Consider the following 17,445-nt stretch of genomic DNA (forward strand, 5'->3'; position numbering starts at 1 on the left):
TCGTGGTTCCCTTAATCGCGTCCTTCGCATACGCTCTTTACAGCCCACTGTATCAGGGCCTGCCGGATATGACCGAGCGCGTTATCCGAACAACTCAGGCCGTCGCGCTCATTGGTGCGTATCCGCCAACTGCTGTGTTGGGGATTCCATTGCTATTCTACTTCAGGCGACGTGTATGGCCGTCCCTTGCAAATTGCGCGATGGTTGGGGCCTTTGTTGCGACCTTCCCCTGGATGTGCCTAGTTGCATTTTTCGGCTCTGACGAGGCTTATACTGGTGACCACATCACTTACCAAAACGGCATGATGACATGGTGGGGATTGCTGGAGACCCTCAAATTCCTCGCAGTGACAGCTGTATTCGGCTTTGCTGCTGGTGGACTGTTCTGGCTAATGGCCGCCGCTGGCGTTAAAAGACAGCCCGTTTCTGAAACGGTTCCCAGCAAAGTGTTCGAGTAGGTGGTCTCTCGATATCATCAGATACCCACCACTCGATCACTAAATGGCCGTGCGTCGCTCTCAAAAGTTCACCGGGAAATACCGCACATAGGCAAACTCGTCACCGTCTGGTGACCAGCAGGGCACGTTGATCGTGCCCTGCCCGCCGAACAGCTCGAACAACGTCTTCAGATTGCCGCCATCCATATCCATCAGCCGCAGCCGTACGTCGAGGTCGCGCGGATGGTCGAATACCGACGGGTCGTAGGACAAGAGCAGCACCATGTCGTTGTTGGGCGACGGATGGGCGAACCAGTTGCCGTAATCGTCTGATGTCACCTGCTGGAGACCCGTGCCGTCGGGATGGACGCGCCAGATCTGCATCAGCCCGGTGCGGCTGGAATTGAAATAGATCCATTGGCCGTCGGCGGAATAATCCGGTCCGTCATTGCGCCCCTCGCCATGCGTCAGCCGCGTCTCGGCGCCGCCGTCGACGGAGATGGTGTAGATATCGAAGAGGTCGTCGCGGATGCCGCAATAGGCGAGTTGGCGCCCGTCCGGCGACCAGCCATGCCAGTAGGATGGCAGGTTCTCGGTGATCAGCCTCGGCGTGCCGCCTTCGATCGGCAGAATATAGATCGCCGACTTGCCGAATTCGGTCTTGTCGGAAATGACGATCTCACTGCCATTGGGCGAAATGCCGTGATCATTATTGCAGTTGACGGCAAAGCCGGTATCAACCTTGACCACCTCGCCGCCATCGAGCGGCAACCGGTAAAGCAGCCCATCGCCGTTCAAGAGCAGGTAGGAACCATCCGGCGAGAAATTCGGCGCCTCCACCAGCTTGTCCGTCTGCCAGACCTCGCGGGCCCTGCCCGTTCGGACATTGTAGATCTCAACCGAGCTGCGCATGATTCCTCCCAAAGCTTGATGCCGTCAGCAATCTCGATTGCGTCAGCGATCCCGGAAACGGTTGGTGATCGGATAGCGCCGGTCGCGTCCGAAATTCTTCTTGGTGATCTTCACGCCGGGCGCCGATTGCCGGCGCTTGTATTCGGCGAGATAGAGCAGGTGCTCGACCCGGTGGACGGTCGCAACATCATGGCCGCGCGCGACGATCTCCTCGACCGCCATTTCCTTTTCCACCAGGCATTCAAGGATATCGTCGAGAACGGGATAGGGCGGCAGCGAATCCTGGTCCTTCTGGTCGGGACGAAGCTCGGCCGAAGGCGCCTTGTCGATGATATTCTGCGGGATCACCTCGCCCGACGGTCCCAGCGCACCCGGCGGCACGTTTTCGTTGCGCCAGCGCGAAATCGCATAGACCTGCATCTTGTAGAGGTCCTTGATCGGATTGAAGCCGCCGTTCATGTCGCCGTAGAGCGTGGCGTAGCCGACCGACATTTCCGACTTGTTGCCCGTCGTCACCACCATCGAGCCAAACTTGTTGGAGATCGCCATCAGGATGACGCCGCGCGCCCGGCTCTGCAGGTTCTCCTCGGTGATGCCGCTGTCCGTGCCTTCGAAAAGGCTGGCGAGCGCGCTGCTGAAACCCGTCACCGGCTGTTCGATCGGCACGATATCGTAGCGGCAGCCGAGCGCCCTCGCGCAATCGGCCGCATCCTTCAGCGAATCCTCAGAGGTGTATCGATAGGGCAGCATGACGGTGCGCACCCGCTCTTCGCCGAGCGCATCGACAGCGATTGCTGCGCAGATCGCAGAATCGATGCCGCCGGAAAGGCCGAGCACCACGGTCTTGAAGCCGTTCTTATTGACGTAGTCGCGGAAGCCGAGCAGGCAGGCGCGGTAATCGGCCTCCTCGCTTTCAGGAATATGCGCCATCGGCCCTTCGGCGCAATGCCAACCATCTTCGCCGCGCTTCCACGTGGTCACCGCCAGCGCCGTTTCGAACTGGCTCATCTGGAAGGCGAGCGACTTGTCGGCATTGAAGGCGAAACTCGCACCGTCGAAAACCAGTTCGTCCTGGCCGCCGAGCTGGGCGGCATAGATCAGCGGCAGACCGGTCTCGATCACCTGCTTCAGCACCACCTGATGGCGGATATCGACCTTGCCGCGATAATAGGGCGAACCGTTCGGCGACAGCAGGATCTCGGCCCCGCTTTCGGCCAGCGTCTCGCAGACGCCGAGATCGCCCCAGATATCCTCGCAGATCGGAATGCCGATGCGCACGCCACGAAAATTCACCGGCCCCGGCATGGCGCCCTGGTCGAAGACGCGCTTCTCGTCGAACTCGCCGTAATTCGGCAGGTCGATCTTGTCGCGCACCGCGATCACCTTGCCTGCGTCGAGCACCGCGACCGAATTGTAGCGCCCGGTCTCGTCCTGCCGGGGAAAGCCGATGATCACGCCCGGCCCGCCATCGGCGGTATCGGCGGCCAGGTTTTCGACCGCCTTCCAGCAGGCGCGGATGAAGGCGGGCTTCAGCACCAGATCTTCAGGCGGATAACCGGAAATGAAAAGCTCGGTCAGCACGAGCAGATGCGCGCCCTCCCGGGCAGCATCCGTGCGCGCCTCGCGCGCCTTGGCAAGATTGCAGGCGACATCGCCGACCGTCGGGTTGAGCTGGCCGATGGCGATGCGGAAGATATCAGAAAGAGCGTTTTCCTGTGTCATGTCATTTATTTAGACTGCACCTTTCACGACCGCAACACGTTCGGGCCGAAAGCGGCACCTCGCAACGACGAAATTTTTCTGAACGGATCGCGCGTGCTCCCGCGCGGCACTGATACGCATTGCAATTTGCCTCTGGAGCGGAATACTGGCGCCGAAAGCGACCGCATCGATAACCGGTATCGGAAACAGGCAATGTCTAATCTTTCGAATTTCGTGCACCATCATTTCGACAAGCCGGCCGATGAACTCGGCGACATCGAGAAGCGCGTGCTGGCGAAAACGCACGCGCGCAAGATCATCTCGACCGACGTCAATGCCGCCTTATCCGCCGAGTCATCCTTCGGCGAGCGTATCGCCGATGGCATCGCCCGCGTCGGCGGCTCCTGGTCCTTCATACTCGCCTTCCTCGCCTTTCTCGCCGTCTGGACACTGATGAACACCATCGGTCTGGTGGCGAATCCCTTCGACCCATACCCCTTCATTTTTCTGAATCTGATCCTGTCGATGATCGCCGCCATCCAGGCGCCGATCATCATGATGTCCCAGAACCGGCAGGCCGAGCGCGACCGCTTCGAGGCCGCCAAGGATTATGAGGTCAATCTCAAGGCCGAGCTCGAAGTGCTCTCCCTGCACCAGAAGATCGATATGAGCGTGCTGACCGAACTGACGGCGCTGCGCGAGGATGTGGCCCGCCTCAGCGCCGAACTTTCCGCCAGAAGCTGAGGCAGCGCTTATTGCGCAATGATCAGCCGCCCGGACCAGCAAACAGGATGAGATTTCCGTCCGGATCCAGCACGATGAAGTTTCTGGCGCCCCACGGCTCCTTCCTGAGGGGCTGATGGAAGGATACGCCTGCAGCCTGGAAATCCAGGAACAGGCGCTTGATCTCGTCTGATGTACCGACGGTGATCGAGGCTGAAAGCAGATGCTCCCGTTGCCTGATATCGCCGACGAACACGGGCTCGCATACCAGCCTCAGAGCGAGTTGAGCATTGTCGCGGATGACCTGTCCGTAAAACGGCGGGTCGCCATAGACGAAGTCGACCCTGAAGCCGAGTTTGCCGGTGAAGAATTCGCACGACGCTTTGATTTCGGTGACGAACAACTGCGCGGATAGCGAACTCAGGATGGCTTGTGGTGCTGGCTGTTTTTTCGGATCTGTCATGGCTGCGGCTCCTGTCTTGAGCGCCTGCCATCCCTCGAAACCCATTTGACGTGCGATCAGGTCCTGCGCGTCGCTAAGCTTGAAGCGCGCCTCCAGCACCTGGCTGTCATCGAGATGACGGAAGCGCGGCAACGCAGCTCTGATCTCGGCTGCAACAGGATAGTATCTTTCGCTGTGCCATCGCAAATACTGCTTGGCCTGCTTTTTGAGGTTTTCGAGATTCGGCATGGGCGCAACTGTTGATACATTGTAGGCGGGCATTGCCCTTTCGACATTCGACGAAGCGCCCTACGCAGCACGGTAAACCTAGCCTCGGCGATCAACCTTTGTCAATCACGGGCCGGCGAGGATGACGATGGGGGATTCACGGCGTATTGCGGCAGGCCGTCCGATATCTCGTAGAAATCGCCCTTGTCGGCACAGTAGATATGATGGCCGAAGGTCAGGCCGCTCGGCGCGTCGAAGGCGCCGGCCATCACCGAAATCTCCGCCGATCCATCCGCCTGCCAGAACAGCGCGGAGCCACAATTCGAGCAGAAGCCGCGCTGCGCCTCTTCGCTTGACCGGTACCAGCGGACCGCCTCAGTGCCATCAACCGAAAGAGCCGCGCGGGCCACGTTGACCGCGGCGTAATAAAACCCGGTCTGCCGGCGGCACTGCGAGCAATGGCAGCCGACGACAGGTCCTGGCTTCGCCGTCGTTGAAAATCGTACGGCGCCGCAAAGGCAGCCGCCTGTATGCTGTTCGGTCATGATCGCTCTCCCGTTTACGACGGAACGTTGCCGCCGATCGCCCTTGGCGTCAAATCCATTCCGCTCAACGAAATCATCAGAAATCTTGAAAATCGCCAGCCTTATCCATGCTTGGTCGGCGCGAGCACGTGTTGCTCGACGACAACAGCTGCCAACCTCATCTCATCCCGGCATTGAATCGCCGGCTGTTGTCGGTGATACTTAAGGTCCAATTCACTCGACCCTCGGGAGACTGACATGAGAGCGACCCTGTCCGAACAGAAAGGAAACATCCCCCACAAGGACATTCAGCTTCATGAACATTCGGTTCTCCCGCGCGAGGAAAAGCTCGCGACGCCATAACGTCTTCCCGAGATTCTTCCGCGACGATGCGAATGCCGCCGACCGCGAGCGGCGCTGGTCGCGTATGCGCAAATTCCTCTCCTACTACCGTCCGCATCTGCCTTTGCTGCTGGCGGATCTGCTTTGCGCCATCCTGGTCGCCGGCACGGCGGTCGCCCTCCCGCTCTGCGCCAACATCGTCACGAGCCGCCTTCTGGCTCTGCCCGACATACCGCAGGCCTTCGCACAAATCCTGACGATGGGCGGCGTCATGCTGGTCGTTCTGGCGGTCCAGATCGTCGCCATCTTCTTCGTCGATTATCGCGGCCACGTGATGGGCGCGCGCATCGAAGCGACGGTGCGGCAGGAACTCTTCGAGCATTGCCAGAAGCTCTCGTTCAGCTTCTACGACCGCCAGCGCACCGGCCAGCTGATGAGCCGCATCACCAATGACAGCCTGTGGCTGGGCGAGCTCTTCCATCACGGCCCCGAGGATCTTTCCATCGCCGTGCTGAAATATGGCGGCGCCATGTTGGTATTGTTCTTCATCGATCCGCCATTGGCCGGGCTCATCCTGCTGCTCACCCCGGTAGCGGTGGCTTATGCGCTCTATTTCAACCGGCGCATGAACCGCACGCTCGAAGCCAGCAAACGGCAGATCGCCGCCGTCAACGAGCGGGTGGAGGATGCTCTTGCGGGCATCCGCGTGGTCCAGTCCTTCGCCAATGAAGCGCTGGAAAAGGAACGCTTCGCCGAGCAGAACCGGCGTTTCCTGCAAAGCCGTGCCGAGGGCTACCGCAGCGAAGCCTGGTTTTCGGTCGGCACCGAAACTTTCGCCCAACTCGTCACCATATTGGTGATCATCATCGGCGGCCTGCGCATCCTGGCGGCGGAACTGACTGTGCCCGACATGCTGACCTTCCTGCTCTGCGTCGCCGTGCTGGTCGATCCGGTGCAGCGGCTCGCCAATTTCGTGCGCCTTTGGCAGGAGGGCTACACCGGCTTCAGCAGGGCCATGGAGATCCTGGAGATAGCCCCCGATATCACCGATCGACCGGCCGCGCGTCCGATGCTGACACCAAGGGGCGAGATCAGTTTTTCCAACGTCGCCTTCGGTTACGAGGCCGATGGCCCGCGGGTGCTCGAGCAGCTGTCGCTCACCATCGCGCCCGGTGAGTTCGTCGCCCTGGTCGGCCCGTCTGGGGTCGGCAAGAGCACGCTTTGCGCGCTGATACCGCGTTTCTACGATGTCGAGGCCGGGGCGATCCAGATCGATGGCATCGATATCCGCGATGTGACGCTGGCCTCGCTCCGGCGCCATGTCGGGGTGGTGCAGCAGGATGTCTACCTGTTTGCCGGTACAGTGGCGGAAAACCTGCGCTACGGCCGGCCCGACGCCAGCGATGCCGCGCTGGAAGCGGCCGCGCGCGCGGCCAATGCACACGACTTCATCATCGCCCTGCCGCATGGCTATGACACCGATATCGGCCAGCGGGGCGTCAAGCTCTCGGGCGGCCAGCGCCAGCGCATCACCATCGCTCGCGCCTTCCTCAAGAATCCGGAAATCCTGATCTTCGACGAAGCAACCAGCGCGCTCGACAACGAGAGCGAACGGGCGGTGCAGCAGGCGCTGCTGAGCCTGGCAAACGGCCGAACCACCCTGGTCATCGCCCACCGTCTGTCGACCGTCCGCCATGCCGACCGCATCCTGGTCCTGACGGCTGATGGCATCGTCGAACAGGGCACTCATGACGAGCTCATGGCGCAAGACGGCGTCTACGCCAATCTGCACAGCGTCCAAGCCAGCATCTGACTGCCTGTTCCACCTTCGCAGCATAAAAAAGCCCGGCATCGCCGGGCTTTTCTTCATCCATTTGGGGCTGCGATCAGCCGTTGGCGACCATGCGCTTTTCGTCGCGGCCACCCTTCATGCGCTCGGCAAGCAGGAAGGCCAGCTCGAGCGCCTGGTCGGCGTTGAGGCGCGGATCGCAATGGGTGTGATAGCGATCCTGCAGGTCTTCGGCGGAGACCGCGCGGGCGCCGCCGGTGCACTCGGTCACGTCCTTGCCGGTCATCTCGATATGGATGCCACCCGGATGTGAGCCTTCGGCGCGGTGGATCTGGAAGAAGCTTTCGACTTCCGACAGGATCCGCTCGAAGGGACGGGTCTTGTAGTTGTTGAGCGTGATCGTGTTGCCGTGCATCGGATCGCAGGACCAGACGACCTTGCGGCCCTCGCGCTCGACGGCGCGAATGAGCTTCGGCAGGCTGTCGGCGACCTTCTCATGGCCGAAGCGGCAGATCAGCGTCAGGCGCCCGGCCTCGTTGGCAGGATTCAGGATGTCGATCAGTTGCAGCAGATCGTCGGCCTGCAGCGACGGGCCGCATTTCAGGCCGATCGGGTTCTTGATGCCGCGGCAATATTCGACATGCGCATGGTCGGCCTGGCGCGTGCGGTCGCCGATCCAGATCATGTGGCCCGACGTTGCATACCAGTCGCCCGAGGTGGAATCGACGCGGGTCAGCGCCTCCTCGTAGCCGAGCAGCAGCGCCTCGTGGCTGGTGAAGAAATCGGTCTCGCGCAGCGCCGGCTGGTTTTCCGAGGTGATACCGATCGCCTTCATGAAATCCATGGTTTCGCTGATGCGGTCGGCAAGCTTGCGGTAGCGCTCGCCCTGCGGGCTGTCCTTGACGAAGCCGAGCATCCACTGATGCACGTTTTCGAGATTGGCATAACCGCCCATCGCAAAGGCACGCAATAGGTTCAGCGTCGCAGCCGACTGGCGATAGGCCATGGCCTGGCGTTCCGGGTTCGGAATGCGCGATTCCTCGGTGAACTCGATACCGTTGATGATGTCGCCGCGATAGGCCGGCAGCGTCACATCGCCCTGCTTCTCGACATTCGACGACCGCGGCTTGGCGAACTGGCCGGCGATGCGGCCGACCTTGACGACCGGCAGCTGAGCCCCGAAGGTCAGCACCACGGCCATCTGCAGGAAGGCGCGGAAGAAGTCGCGGATATTGTCGGCACCGTGTTCGGCGAAGCTCTCGGCGCAGTCGCCGCCCTGCAGCAGGAAGCCGTTGCCTTCGGCGACATTGGCGAGATGTTTCTTCAGGCGGCGCGCCTCACCTGCAAAGACAAGCGGCGGATAGCTGGCGAGCGTGGCTTCCGTTGCCGCCAAAGCGGCTGCGTCGGGATATTCGGGAACCTGCAGGATCGGTTTTTGCCGCCAGCTGCTCGGGGTCCAATTGTCTGCCATCTCACTCACCTGTTCTCACATCCATACCTCAGGACGCCCTCAATATGCGGCGGCTTATAGACCTTTAGGTCAGGCTTGCAAAGACCATTCGCCGACAGTTGTCGCCTCATCGCCGCCGCCCGCCCTGCTCTAGTTAAACCAGCGTATACCATGTCGATTTTCCCATACTTTAGACTTTCAATGTAGAACCGGAGAGAGTTTCAACTTCGGGGACATGGCATGGCGATCCTTCCGCCCGGTTTCATATCAGACCGCTCGGGCAATTTCGGCATCATGACGGCACTGCTGGTGGTGCCGCTCTTCGGTGCGGCCGGCATGGCGGTGGATTTCGCCCACGCGCTCAGCCTGAGGACGCAGCTCTACGCCGCTGCCGATGCTGCCGCCGTCGGTTCGATCGCCGAAAAATCCGGCGCCGTCGCAGCCGCCATGACCATGAGCGGCAACGGCACGATCTCGCTCGGCAAGGACGACGCCCGCAGCATCTTCATGTCTCAAATATCCGGGGAGCTGATCGACGTTCAGGTCGATCTCGGAATCGATGTCACCAAGACCGCCAACAAGCTGAATTCGCAGGTTTCCTTCAGTGCGACTGTGCCTACCACCTTCATGCGCATTCTTGGCCGGGATTCGATCACGATCTCTGGTACAGCGACGGCCGAATACCAGACCGCGTCTTTTATGGATTTCTACATTCTCCTCGACAACACCCCTTCGATGGGCGTTGGCGCCACCGCGACAGACGTCTCGACGATGGAAAAAAACACCAGCGATACCTGCGCTTTCGCGTGCCATGAAACGCAGAACAACAACAATTATTACAATCTCGCCAAGAAGCTCGGCGTCAGCATGCGCATCGACGTCGTGCGCCAGGCGACCAAGGAACTGACGGTGACCGCCAAGTCCACGCGTGTTTCCAGCAATCAGTTCCGCATGGGCGTCTATACGTTCGGCACCAAGGCCGAGGATGCAAAGCTGACCACCATATCCGACCCGACGGACGATCTCGACAAGGTGCGCAGCTATACCGACGCCGTCGATCTCATGACCATTCCGTTTCAGGGCTATAACAACGACCAGCAGACGAGCTTCGACAGCGCGCTGACGCAGATGAAAACCATTATCACCACCCCCGGCGACGGCAGCACCGCCACGACACCGCAGAAGATTCTGTTCTTCGTCTCGGACGGCGTCGGCGACAGCGAAAAACCGAAAGGCTGCACCAAGAAACTCACCGGCAACCGTTGCCAGGAGCCGATCGACACGTCCTTCTGTCAGCCACTGAAGGACAAGGGTATCAGGATCGCGGTGCTCTACACCACCTATCTGCCGCTGCCGAAAAACAGCTGGTACAATACGTGGATCAAGCCTTTCCAGGGCGAGATCCCGACGAAGATGCAGGCATGCGCCTCGCCCGGCCTCTATTTCGAAGTGACGCCGACCGAAGGCATCGCCGATGCGATGAAGGCGCTTTTCCTCAAGGTCATCCGGGCACCGCGCATCACCAGCTAGCGCATCGGCTGGAAAATCGAAATCGGTTTTCGGAAAGCACGATGCGTAGGCTCAAAGAGTTAGAGCGTCCTTTGTGCGTCCGAAAGGACGCAGGGCGCTCTAATGCATGTCGCCCGGAAGTGCGCAGCGGTTCCGGGTCAACGACATGCAAGGCAAAAGCACGTTGCGGCTCAAATGCGCTTACCGTCGCGGATCCGATAGCTCGGCGCATACATGGTGACGAGCTCTTCGGCCGCCGTCGGATGCAGCGCCATCGTCCGGTCGAAATCGTCCTTGGTGCAGCCGGCCCTCAGCGTGACGCCGAGCAGCTGCGCCATCTCGCCGGCATCGTGGCCGAGGATATGGGCACCCACCACCTTGCGGCTCGCCGCATCGACGATCAGCTTCATGATCATCCGCTCGGCCCGCCCGGAAAGCGTGGCCTTCAACGGCCGGAACTGGGCGCGGTAGACCTCGAGTTCGGGATAACGCTTGCCCGCCTCCTCTTCCGAAAGGCCGACGGTGCCGATCTCCGGCTGCGAGAACACGGCGGTCGGGATCAGCTCGTAATCCGGCCGGGTCGGATTGTTCTTGTACTCGGTCTCGATGAAACACATCGCCTCGTGGATCGCCACCGGCGTCAGCTGTACCCGGTTGGTGACATCGCCGAGCGCATAGATGTTTTCGACATTGGTACGGGAATATTCATCGACGATAACGGCGCCACGCTCGTCGACGGCGACGCCGGCCGCCTCAAGACCGAGGCCTTCGGTGTTCGGATCGCGCCCGAGCGCCAGCATGACGACGCCGGCTTGCAGCGTGCCGTTGTTCAGCGTCTCCAGAACGAGCCCGTCCGCACCCTTCGAAACCTTCTGCAGCGTGTCGTGGCAGAGGATGCGGATACCCTTGGCGACCATCGCCTCGTGCAGCCCGCGCCTCAAATCTTCGTCGAAGCGCGACAGGATCTCGGCACCGCGATAGATCAGCGTCGTCTCGACGCCGAGGCCATGGAAGATATTGGCGAATTCGACGGCAATATAGCCGCCGCCGGCGATGACGATCGATTTCGGCAGTTCTTCAAGATGAAAGGCCTCGTTGGAGGAGATGCAGAGTTCGTGACCGGGAAGGGCCGCATGCGGGTTCGGCCGTCCGCCGGTGGCGATCACGATCGTCTTTGCCGTCACCGTCTGTCCGGTTTTCAGCAGCCGGACCGTATGGGCATCGACGAGTTCCGCGCGCGTTTCCAGGATCTCGGCATTGGCGCCGGCGAGACCTTTCTTGTAGAGGCCTTCGAGCCGGGCGATTTCAACATCCTTGGCCGCCACCAGCTTCATCCAGTCGAAGCTGCTTTCGCCGACCGTCCAGCCGAAGCCCGCCGCATCCTCGAAATGCTCATGGAACTGCGAGGCGTAGACGAAGAGCTTTTTTGGCACGCAGCCGCGGATGACGCAGGTGCCGCCGTAGCGATACTCCTCGGCGATCGCCACTTTCTTGCCGAGCGAGGCGGCGACACGGGCGCCGCGCACACCTCCTGAACCGCCACCGATGACGAAGAGGTCGTAGTCGTAGGAAGACATGAGGAGCTCCGGAAGGGAATCGCAGGAAGGATGTTCCTGATATAGGGGCGATCATCATGAAAACAAAAGCCCGCTCCTGCATCATCCGGTTCCCATCGCCGAATCTTCATTGTAAAGGGCTGACCCCAGTCACCGTCTACGGTTGACCCAGTCACCGTCTACGGTTGACCCGGTCACCGTCTAGGTTGGCCCAGACACCGTCTTCGGTTGACCAGTCACCGTTTACGGTTGACCCGGTCGGCCGAGGCTGGCAGGCAATCCATGGGATGGAAAAGAATGGCGGAGCAAAAGATGGATCAAACTCTCTTCAGCAACCTGTGCAAGGCTGGCAAGTTCAAGGAAGCGCTCGGCCTCGCCATTCAGGGCCACGAGGACGAAAAATACACGCCGAGCCGTTTCTCGATCGACAAGAAGACGCGACTGCCGATCTTCTACCGCGGCAACAAGCGCGTGGAGCCGGATGAAGAGGGTGTGTGGCAACTTGCAAAGAACCCGAACCCATAGGGGCTGAGGTGCGGCGCATATGCGATGCCAATTGCATCTGCTTAGCGATTAGCGCTGTCAGCGGGTAATGCGGAAATCCGTCGGGTTCTTCGCAAGCTGGGCTGCTTCCGTCTCGACGCCCGAAACCGACGCCCCCAAAGGCCCGCGCCTGAAACGCTCGATCATCGTCGAGATGGCGCTGTCGGGTCCTGCGATCACAGCGACGACGGCCCCGTCCTCTTCATTGCGAACCCAACCCGTCAAACCGAGCCGTACGGCCTCATCGCGCGTCCAATAGCGAAAACCGACACCCTGGACCTTGCCGGATATCCGCACTCGGACGGCCTTGTCATGATCAAACATGTCTGCGGTCACCTGAAGCCTCGCCGGCGGCATTTGCCGTATCATAGCAAAAAAGCCCGGACGATGCCGGGCTTTCGCAAATTAGATGGGGCAGCCTTACTGCTGGGCAGCCGGTGCCGGAGCCGGAGCGGTCGGGCTGTCGGTTGCCGGCGGCGGTGCCTTGATGACCTTGGAAAGCTCGACGTTGCTCTGCTTTTCCAGGTCGCGGGAAATGCCCTGCGCCCAGATGTCGGCAGCCTTCGCCGTCTCGCGCGAGGCGACCGGGCCGTCGCGCAGCAGCTTCTTGCCGACGTCGGAATTATAGAAGTCGGCGATCGCCTTCAGCTCGTCGACGGTGAAGGTCTTGGCATAGGTGAGTGCCGCCTCCTTCTCCAGATCGCCGCGGCGCGGCGCCAGCGCCAGCGCCTGCGCGTCGACCGTGGACGAAATGATGTCCTGGTAGTTCGGCGAATCCTGGATCAGCCCGGCCTTCAGGCGCTCGGCGAGACCAGGCAGGATGTTGTCGAACTGGGCGGTGGCGCCAATGGCGTCGATCGCCGCGCGAGACGCCTTCAGCTGATCCTCGGAGACTTCCTGCGCCTTGACGGCGGAGCCGAAGGCAAGCCCGGAAAGAACGACGGTGGCAGCGGCGAGACGGCCAAGACCTGCAATGTTCATCATGAGTATATGCTCCTGTTATCTGTTTGCCTGCAGCGTGCGCGCACCCGCAGGACCGGCAATGATCGCAAGTGCCGCCATATTGATAAAGAGCCCGTGTTCAACGACGCCGGGTATGGAATTCAGCTCGCTCGAAAGCGCCTCTGCATCAGGAATGCGGCCAAAAGATGCATCGATGATGTGATGGCCGCCATCCGTGGTAAACTCTCCGTCACCCGACTGGCGCAGAGCGAGTTCACCCGAGAGGCCGAGCCGGGCCGCGACCTTTTCGATCGCGATCCGCGTCGAGACGAGCCCGAACGGATTGACCTCTATCGGCAGCGCGAAGGCACCGAGCGTATCGACCAGCTTGCTCTCGTCGGCAATGACGATCATTCGCTCTGACGCGGCCGCGACGATCTTTTCGCGCAGCAGCGCACCGCCGCCACCCTTGATCAGCCTGAGCGCCTGATCGACCTCGTCGGCGCCATCGATCGTCAGATCGAGTGCCGGCAGTTCGTCGAGCGACTTCAGCGGCACACCGAGTTCGACGCAGAGCCGCGCGGTTCGTTCGGACGTCGGGACGCCTTCGACCCTGAAGCCGCCAGCAACCTTCTCCGCCAGCAGGCGAACGAATTCTTCCGCCGTGCTGCCGGTGCCGATCCCGAGACGCATCCCGCTTTCGACATGCGCGAGTGCGGCCTCGGCGGCCTTGATCTTCATTTCGCGGGCATCCATGCGCCGCCAGCTCCTGATATTGCGTTGGATGTGCTGTTTACACGGCTCGCCTGGCAAACGAAAGTCAAAATCATCACGGAAAATGAAAAGCCGAAACAGAGGCCTGCGGCCTTCCCGGCCATCGCCGGACGTTGCTTTCCGCCGCACGATCGCCTACCTCAGGGACGATCCACCGTTCCTCAGAACGATACATCGCTCCTCAAAACGACCATCGCTCAAAGAGACATGCCCTTGACCCCTGCCCCCACTCGCCCGGCGCTCGTCGTCTTCGATCTCGACGGCACCCTTCTCGATACGCATGTGGACCTGGTCGAGAGCCTGAACCACACGATCGCGGCCCTTGACCTCGAGCCGGTCAGCTACGACGACCTCACCCATCTCGTCGGCCAGGGCGCGCGCGTCATGATCGAGCGCGCCTGCCGGCTGCGCGGCCATCCGCTCGAAAGCGACGCCCTGCCGCCGCTGGTCGAGCGCTTCGTCGCTCATTATGCCGGCAACATGCCCGGCCGGACCGAACCCTATCCCGGCCTGGTCGCCGCCATGGACCGGCTGAAATCTCAGGGTTACCGCCTCGCCGTCTGCACCAACAAGATGGAAAGCCTGGCAGTCCGCCTGCTCGACAAGCTCGACCTCGTCAGATATTTCGACACCATCACCGGCGGCGACAGCTTCGAATACCGCAAGCCCGACGCCCGCCACCTCACCGGCACCATCGAACGCGCCGGCGGCGACATCGCCCGCACCGTGATGATCGGTGACAGCGTCAACGATATTGCCGTAGCAAGAAACGCCGGCATACCGTCGATCGCGGTGCCTTTCGGTTATTCCGACGTGCCGGTTTCGAGCCTCGATCCGGATCTTATCATCACCCATTTCGATGAGTTGACGCCGGATCTGGTGGAAACGCTGTTGCGGGAATATGCGGAGAAGGTTGCCGTTTGAGGCGGAGCCGTTCCTTACTTTCTGCTGGCGTACCGTGGGCACCCCCCTCTGCCCTGCCGGGCATCTCCCCCACAGGTGGGGAGATTGGATAGGCGCGCCGGCTTCCCCAAACAATCATCGTGGCAGCCGGCAAAGCGGAACATGGGCCGGAAGGTCGGGCCGCTTGCCGATCTCCCCACTTGTGGGGGAGATGCCCGGCAGGGCAGAGGGGGGTACCACGCGGCAAGCCCTCTCCACTTTACTCCCATTCCCTGCGCGCGGGAAAAAACAAAAACGGGCAGCCCAAAGACTGCCCGCCGGCATCACTAATCAAATCCAATTATCAGATCTGCGCTCCACGCGCCTTGGTCGTCGCGTCGAAGGCCTTGTCGACATAGGCGTCGCGGCCGTAGACGTCGTCGAAATATTCCACCACGCCGTCCTTGTTCGGCCAGGCGGTGAAGTAGGAGACGTAGACCGGGATCTTCTGCGGCACGCGCACCGCATGGTTCTGGCCGCTGGCGATCTGCTTGGCGACGTCGTCGACCGTCGTGCCGAGCACGGCCGCCGCCATCGCCCGCGGATCGGCAAGGCGTACGCAACCGTGGCTCAGCGCCCGCATGTCGCGCTTGAAGAAGCTCTTCGACGGCGTGTCATGCATGTAGATCGCGTGGCTGTTCGGGAACAGGATCTTCAGTTCGCCGAGCGCATTGTCGCTGCTTGGCGGCTGGCGCACCGAAACATTGTTGGTCGAGCCGTACCAGTCGACGCTCGAGGAGGCGACAGCGTGGCCGTTCACCTCGACCTCATAACCGAGCTGGTCGAGATAGTTCGGATCCGAGCGCAGCTTCGGCAGCATCTCGTTGATGATGATCGACTGCGGCACGCCCCAGAAAGGGTTGAACTCGACCGTCTCGATTTCGTCGTCGAAGAAATAGGTCTGGTTGTTCTTGCCGCCGACGACCACGCGCATCGACAGCTGTTCCTTGCCGTCATTGTGGTAGTAGACCATGTAGGCCGGCTGGTTGATCATGACATAACGGGAACCGAGATCTTCCGGCAGCCAGCGCGCCTGCTCCATGGCGACGACGAGCTTGTCGATCTTCGAGGCATTGGTGTCGCCGCCGGTCATGGCGCGCACGGTCGCCTGGCCGATGACGCCATCGGCCTTCAGCCCACGCTCCTTCTGGAATCCCTCGACCAGCGAAACGATGTCAGGCGAATAGTCGATGCTGCCGGCGTAAGCAGCAAGCGTTGCCGCATGATCGGTCCTCAGCGTTTCGGAACCGTGCTTGCCGATCGCCTTGACGATATTGGCGATCTCCGGCGAGCTGTCACCAGGCCTCAGCAGCCTGTCGAGCGAAACGACGATTCGCTCCTCATTGCCGCCGTCGGCGGCGCGAAGCTTGGCAAGCTCCGCCTTCAGCGCCTGGAATTGCGAACTATCAGGCGAGCGGCTGGCGATATAGGCGCCGACATCGGGGCTCAGGCGGGCAAGCTTCAGCACCGGGGCCAGGTTAACCACCTTGCGCTGGAAGTCGTGATAGCCGGAGATCTTGTTCGGATCGATGCGGCCGCGCACCGTGTCCTGCACGAAAGCCAGCACCTTGGCGGAGAGATCGAGTTCGAACTGCGTCAGCGCCCGATCGCGGAAGGCGGGATCGGGATTGGCCGGGTCGATATCAGGCGTCTGGACGGCGTAGTCCGCCGGGTCGAGGCCAATGGAGGTCGCATCGGCAAGTGCCAGCATCGCCGACTTGGCGCGGTCGTTGACCTGATTGCCCTCGACCCAGACGAGCGGATTGCGGCTGTCGCCGTAATAGGCTTCGAGCGCCTTTGCGACGTCGGCATTGGCGCGCACCTTGGCCTGCGCCAGGAAACGGCGCTGCACGGCCGGCTCGGCGCTGGCATCGCCGCTGCCCGAAACATCGGCGACCGCGCCGGTGACGACGGGATCGGCGAACCTGCCGGTATCGATGAACTGCAGCGTCTCGGTTTTATAAGTATAATAACGAGGACCGCTCACCTTCGGCAGCGGCGCTTCCGGATCGAGCCCGCCGAGCGATCCGCCGACGCCGCCGCGCGGACCCACACGGCCGGGCGGCATCTGGTCCATGAAGATAGTGCTCTGGGTCCGCTGCCTGTCACCGCGCAGCATGTCCATCAATGTATAAGCATGCGCGGGTGCGGCACTCATTGCTGCCACGCCGCAGGAAATTGCCAATGCGGATGCCGCGCTTTTCAAAACGAACGTCATATATCTTCCAGTCCCGGTGTCATGCTGTTCTTGTCACGAGCGCAAGGCTCAAGCTCAAATCCCGCGAAACTCAAGCAGCGTAGGGCCTCATTGATCAGAAACCGGCCTGCGCCGCCAGCGCCGGCGGACTCAATTTTGTGTGACGGAGATCCTGCACGGCGCCGCCCAGCAGTTCACACAAAATTATGAAATTATTGGTTAATTTTTTACCGAATTTTCGCCGCCAGACCAGTGCGGCGAAAACGCCAGGATGCATAAAATTTCCAAAGTGGCTTAAAAGGCACGCCGAAAAGCCTGCGCAAACATGACTTCCGGTTTCAATATTTCGCACGGCATCCAGTTTTCTTGTCGGACTTTCCAACCTATAAGACCTCATCTTTCGAAGATGCCCGAAAACAGCATGTAAAGGGAAG

At 61.1% G+C, this 17,445-nt stretch carries 17 protein-coding genes; 6 read left to right on the forward strand and 11 right to left on the reverse strand.

All coding sequences use genetic code 11. The features are described from left to right. Positions 1 to 2: 2 nt before the first annotated feature. Positions 3 to 458, forward strand: a complete 456-nt coding sequence (locus tag AC244Q_RS10900) for a hypothetical protein (protein ID WP_225524980.1) — start codon at positions 3 to 5, stop codon at positions 456 to 458. Between the two features lie 60 nt (positions 459 to 518). Here the strand turns inward: AC244Q_RS10900 and AC244Q_RS10905 are convergent, their stop codons facing one another. Together AC244Q_RS10905 and AC244Q_RS10910 are read right to left on the reverse strand one after the other, a co-directional pair. Further along, complete coding sequence (locus AC244Q_RS10905; protein WP_017994261.1) at positions 519 to 1,349, reverse strand: TolB family protein; 831 nt, start codon at positions 1,347 to 1,349, stop codon at positions 519 to 521. 42 nt (positions 1,350 to 1,391) lie between these two features. Further along, a complete protein-coding gene (locus tag AC244Q_RS10910) occupies positions 1,392 to 3,071 on the reverse strand; it encodes an NAD+ synthase (RefSeq protein WP_113544978.1) in 1,680 nt (559 codons plus the stop codon). Positions 3,072 to 3,263: 192 nt separating this feature from the next. Here AC244Q_RS10910 and AC244Q_RS10915 point away from each other — a divergent pair, with 192 nt between their 5' ends. Continuing rightward, positions 3,264 to 3,794 carry a DUF1003 domain-containing protein gene (locus AC244Q_RS10915; RefSeq protein WP_003540234.1) on the forward strand — a complete coding sequence of 177 codons (531 nt, stop codon included), beginning with the start codon at positions 3,264 to 3,266 and terminating at the stop codon, positions 3,792 to 3,794. A 22-nt stretch (positions 3,795 to 3,816) separates the two neighbouring features. Here the strand turns inward: AC244Q_RS10915 and AC244Q_RS10920 are convergent, their stop codons facing one another. Continuing rightward, positions 3,817 to 4,464 (reverse strand): VOC family protein, encoded by a 648-nt coding sequence (locus AC244Q_RS10920; RefSeq protein WP_026157373.1) that lies wholly within the window; start codon positions 4,462 to 4,464, stop codon positions 3,817 to 3,819. 101 nt (positions 4,465 to 4,565) lie between these two features. Then, positions 4,566 to 4,988: a GFA family protein gene (locus AC244Q_RS10925; RefSeq protein ID WP_113544977.1), complete on the reverse strand. Its 423-nt coding sequence runs from the start codon at positions 4,986 to 4,988 to the stop codon at positions 4,566 to 4,568. A 295-nt stretch (positions 4,989 to 5,283) separates the two neighbouring features. Between AC244Q_RS10925 and AC244Q_RS10930 the strand changes: the two genes are divergently transcribed. After that, entirely contained in the window at positions 5,284 to 7,122 is a 1,839-nt protein-coding gene (locus tag AC244Q_RS10930) for an ABC transporter ATP-binding protein (protein WP_113544976.1), read from the forward strand. Positions 7,123 to 7,195: 73 nt separating this feature from the next. Here the strand turns inward: AC244Q_RS10930 and AC244Q_RS10935 are convergent, their stop codons facing one another. After that, positions 7,196 to 8,569: a class II 3-deoxy-7-phosphoheptulonate synthase gene (locus AC244Q_RS10935; RefSeq protein WP_003540243.1), complete on the reverse strand. Its 1,374-nt coding sequence runs from the start codon at positions 8,567 to 8,569 to the stop codon at positions 7,196 to 7,198. A gap of 219 nt (positions 8,570 to 8,788) precedes the next feature. On the opposite strand from AC244Q_RS10935, the gene AC244Q_RS10940 reads away from it, so the two are divergent. Continuing rightward, the gene (locus tag AC244Q_RS10940; RefSeq protein ID WP_113544975.1) at positions 8,789 to 10,078 is read left to right on the forward strand and encodes a TadE/TadG family type IV pilus assembly protein; all 1,290 of its coding nucleotides are present in this window, start codon (positions 8,789 to 8,791) and stop codon (positions 10,076 to 10,078) included. Between the two features lie 170 nt (positions 10,079 to 10,248). Here AC244Q_RS10940 and gor read toward each other — a convergent pair whose 3' ends face one another. Then, the gene (gene gor, locus AC244Q_RS10945) at positions 10,249 to 11,634 is read right to left on the reverse strand and encodes a glutathione-disulfide reductase (RefSeq protein ID WP_128407317.1); all 1,386 of its coding nucleotides are present in this window, start codon (positions 11,632 to 11,634) and stop codon (positions 10,249 to 10,251) included. 291 nt (positions 11,635 to 11,925) lie between these two features. Here gor and AC244Q_RS10950 point away from each other — a divergent pair, with 291 nt between their 5' ends. After that, positions 11,926 to 12,138 carry a hypothetical protein gene (locus AC244Q_RS10950; RefSeq protein WP_003540246.1) on the forward strand — a complete coding sequence of 71 codons (213 nt, stop codon included), beginning with the start codon at positions 11,926 to 11,928 and terminating at the stop codon, positions 12,136 to 12,138. A gap of 57 nt (positions 12,139 to 12,195) precedes the next feature. Here the strand turns inward: AC244Q_RS10950 and AC244Q_RS10955 are convergent, their stop codons facing one another. From AC244Q_RS10955 to rpiA, 3 genes are all read right to left on the reverse strand, one after another. Further along, positions 12,196 to 12,480: an acylphosphatase gene (locus tag AC244Q_RS10955; RefSeq protein ID WP_026157374.1), complete on the reverse strand. Its 285-nt coding sequence runs from the start codon at positions 12,478 to 12,480 to the stop codon at positions 12,196 to 12,198. Between the two features lie 96 nt (positions 12,481 to 12,576). Next, complete coding sequence (locus AC244Q_RS10960) at positions 12,577 to 13,140, reverse strand: DUF2059 domain-containing protein (protein WP_012757712.1); 564 nt, start codon at positions 13,138 to 13,140, stop codon at positions 12,577 to 12,579. Between the two features lie 15 nt (positions 13,141 to 13,155). Then, a complete protein-coding gene (gene rpiA, locus AC244Q_RS10965) occupies positions 13,156 to 13,854 on the reverse strand; it encodes a ribose-5-phosphate isomerase RpiA (protein ID WP_012757713.1) in 699 nt (232 codons plus the stop codon). Positions 13,855 to 14,079: 225 nt separating this feature from the next. Here rpiA and AC244Q_RS10970 point away from each other — a divergent pair, with 225 nt between their 5' ends. Then, positions 14,080 to 14,796: an HAD family hydrolase gene (locus AC244Q_RS10970; protein ID WP_012757714.1), complete on the forward strand. Its 717-nt coding sequence runs from the start codon at positions 14,080 to 14,082 to the stop codon at positions 14,794 to 14,796. A gap of 322 nt (positions 14,797 to 15,118) precedes the next feature. Here AC244Q_RS10970 and AC244Q_RS10975 read toward each other — a convergent pair whose 3' ends face one another. Together AC244Q_RS10975 and AC244Q_RS10980 are read right to left on the reverse strand one after the other, a co-directional pair. Beyond that, entirely contained in the window at positions 15,119 to 17,032 is a 1,914-nt protein-coding gene (locus tag AC244Q_RS10975) for a L,D-transpeptidase family protein (RefSeq protein ID WP_113548340.1), read from the reverse strand. Between the two features lie 94 nt (positions 17,033 to 17,126). Beyond that, positions 17,127 to 17,393, reverse strand: a complete 267-nt coding sequence (locus tag AC244Q_RS10980) for a hypothetical protein (protein WP_128407318.1) — start codon at positions 17,391 to 17,393, stop codon at positions 17,127 to 17,129. Positions 17,394 to 17,445 lie beyond the last annotated feature (52 nt).

Source organism: Rhizobium sp. CB2179 (assembly GCF_057653455.1).

Bases quoted from the DNA above. Each gene is read 5' to 3' on its own strand.
- AC244Q_RS10970 (WP_012757714.1), top strand. From the start codon at position 14,080: ATGCCCTTGACCCCTGCCCCCACTCGCCCGGCGCTCGTCGTCTTCGAT.
- AC244Q_RS10915 (WP_003540234.1), top strand. From the start codon at position 3,264: ATGTCTAATCTTTCGAATTTCGTGCACCATCATTTCGACAAGCCGGCC.
- AC244Q_RS10905 (WP_017994261.1), bottom strand. From the start codon at position 1,349: ATGCGCAGCTCGGTTGAGATCTACAATGTCCGAACGGGCAGGGCCCGC.
- AC244Q_RS10920 (WP_026157373.1), bottom strand. From the start codon at position 4,464: ATGCCGAATCTCGAAAACCTCAAAAAGCAGGCCAAGCAGTATTTGCGA.
- AC244Q_RS10950 (WP_003540246.1), top strand. From the start codon at position 11,926: ATGGATCAAACTCTCTTCAGCAACCTGTGCAAGGCTGGCAAGTTCAAG.
- AC244Q_RS10930 (WP_113544976.1), top strand. From the start codon at position 5,284: ATGAACATTCGGTTCTCCCGCGCGAGGAAAAGCTCGCGACGCCATAAC.
- AC244Q_RS10960 (WP_012757712.1), bottom strand. From the start codon at position 13,140: ATGATGAACATTGCAGGTCTTGGCCGTCTCGCCGCTGCCACCGTCGTT.
- AC244Q_RS10910 (WP_113544978.1), bottom strand. From the start codon at position 3,071: ATGACACAGGAAAACGCTCTTTCTGATATCTTCCGCATCGCCATCGGC.
- AC244Q_RS10955 (WP_026157374.1), bottom strand. From the start codon at position 12,480: ATGTTTGATCATGACAAGGCCGTCCGAGTGCGGATATCCGGCAAGGTC.
- AC244Q_RS10935 (WP_003540243.1), bottom strand. From the start codon at position 8,569: ATGGCAGACAATTGGACCCCGAGCAGCTGGCGGCAAAAACCGATCCTG.
- rpiA (WP_012757713.1), bottom strand. From the start codon at position 13,854: ATGGATGCCCGCGAAATGAAGATCAAGGCCGCCGAGGCCGCACTCGCG.
- AC244Q_RS10925 (WP_113544977.1), bottom strand. From the start codon at position 4,988: ATGACCGAACAGCATACAGGCGGCTGCCTTTGCGGCGCCGTACGATTT.
- AC244Q_RS10975 (WP_113548340.1), bottom strand. From the start codon at position 17,032: ATGACGTTCGTTTTGAAAAGCGCGGCATCCGCATTGGCAATTTCCTGC.
- AC244Q_RS10940 (WP_113544975.1), top strand. From the start codon at position 8,789: ATGGCGATCCTTCCGCCCGGTTTCATATCAGACCGCTCGGGCAATTTC.
- gor (WP_128407317.1), bottom strand. From the start codon at position 11,634: ATGTCTTCCTACGACTACGACCTCTTCGTCATCGGTGGCGGTTCAGGA.